2 protein-coding genes are annotated in these 1839 nt (G+C 73.0%); one reads left to right on the forward strand and one right to left on the reverse strand.

What is annotated here, in order from left to right; translation table 11 throughout:
• Positions 1-812: restriction system modified-DNA reader domain-containing protein (locus tag HGK34_RS22140; protein ID WP_504739215.1), on the forward strand; the 812-nt coding region annotated here is incomplete at its 5' end.
• 16 nt (positions 813-828) lie between these two features.
• Here the strand turns inward: HGK34_RS22140 and HGK34_RS22145 are convergent.
• Entirely contained in the window at positions 829-1788 is a 960-nt protein-coding gene (locus HGK34_RS22145; RefSeq protein ID WP_201851574.1) for a zinc-binding dehydrogenase, read from the reverse strand.
• Positions 1789-1839 lie beyond the last annotated feature (51 nt).

The following is a 1839-nucleotide window of genomic DNA, read 5'->3' on the forward strand; positions in this document are numbered from 1 at the left end:
AGATGTGTATAAGAGACAGGCAACCCCCCGCACCGCCGCAGTTCGACGAGGGGCACCCGAGCGGGGCTTTCGGGCCGATCGACTCGACACCGTTCGAGCCCCCCGTCATCGACAGCCAGTGGCAGGAGAGCGCCCCCGGCCAGGCAGCCCCCGCCGGACAGAACGCGGCGTACGCCGCCGCTCCCGAGCAGGATCCGGTGTACGACTGGTCCTCGGACCCGGCCTTCGGGACGCAGCCCGCGTTCGCCGGGCAGCCTGACCTCTCCCCCACACCCGATTTCGCCACGCCACCCGACTTCCCGGTGCCTGGGGCGGGCGCACAAGCCGGCTACCCGCCGAACGCGCAGGCCGGGTACCCGCCGGACACGCAGGCCGGGTACCCGCCGGACACGCAGGCCGGGTACCCGCCGGACACGCAGGCCGGGTACCCGCCGGCACCCGACGCGCCGCCGGCCCCGTTCCCGGGCCAGGCGCCCGAGGCGCAGATCCCGCCCGTTCCCACGGACGAGAGCATCCGGGCGAACACGCCGGGGCTGTTCGACGAGGAGGACGACCCGGACCTGGAGGCGCTGGCCCGCAGCTTCGGCGCGCCCACGCGCATCGTCTGGTCCCGTCCGCGGCGCAGCCAGCACCACGAGGCCATCCTTCACCCGAACGGCGTGATCGAGCTCGCCGACGGCGGCCAGTACCGTCACCCCGACACGGCGGCGACGGCGGCCTCCGGCTCGTACACGGCGGACGGCTGGAGCGTCTGGCGTATCGGCGAGCAGGGCCCGAGCCTCACCGAGGCCTTCCAGCAACGCTTCGTCTGACGGGCGCCGCGGGCCGTCAGGGCGTGACGACGATCTTGCCGAACTGCGCGCCGTCGACCATCGCGGACATCGCCTCTCGCGTCCTGGCGAGCGGGTGCACGCTGTCGATCAGGGGCTTCACGTCCTGACGTGCCACGAAGTTCGCCAGAGCCGCCAGGTCGTCGCGTGAGCCCATCGTGACGCCCTGGACCCGGATCTCCTGGAAGAAGATCCGGGTGAGCTCGGCAGGCGACGCGTCGCCCGAGGTCGCCCCGCACACCGCGATCGTCCCGCCGGGCCTGACCGAGCGGACCGAGTGCTGCCACGTGGCCCTGCCCACCGATTCCAGCACGACGTCGACGCGCCGGGGCAGACGCTCGCCCGGAGCCAGAGCGGCGGCGGCGCCGAGTCCCAGCGCCCGCTTCCGCTTCTCCTCGGACCGGGAGGTCACGAACACTTCGAGCCCCGCCGCCACGCCCAGCAGGACGGCAGCGGTGGACACGCCTCCGCCGGCGCCCTGGACCAGGACGCTGTCGCCCGGTGCGAGACCGCCGACGGTGAACAGCATCGTGTAGGCGGTGAGCCACGACACCGGGAGGCACGCGGCCTCCTCGAAGGACAGGCCGGACGGTTTCGGGATCAGGTTCGCCGTCGGGACGGCGACCCGCTCTGCCAGGGTGCCCGGGTAGTGCTCGCTCAGCAGCGTGCGTGGCTCCCGTGGGCCCACACCGTGGCCGTCGGCGCCGACCACGCCGTGCAGGATGACCTCGGACCCGTCGGGCGCGACGCCCGCCGCGTCCGTGCCGAGGATCATCGGGAGCTGCTGCTCGCGCAGCCCGACGCCGCGCAGGGACCACACGTCGTGGTGGTTGAGGCTCGCCGCGCGCACGTCGACGGTGGTCCAGTTCTCCCGCTCCACGGGCTCAGGGGCGTCACCCACCTGCAAGCCGTCGAGCGGGCTGTCCGGGGAGAACGACGTGGCGAACGCAGCAAGCATGCGGACAACCTACCTTCGGGTCGGGGCGGGTCCTGTCTCTTATACACATCT

Origin of the sequence: Myceligenerans indicum (assembly GCF_016742955.1) — a bacterium.
In the GTDB taxonomy this organism is placed as follows: domain Bacteria; phylum Actinomycetota; class Actinomycetes; order Actinomycetales; family Cellulomonadaceae; genus Myceligenerans; species Myceligenerans indicum.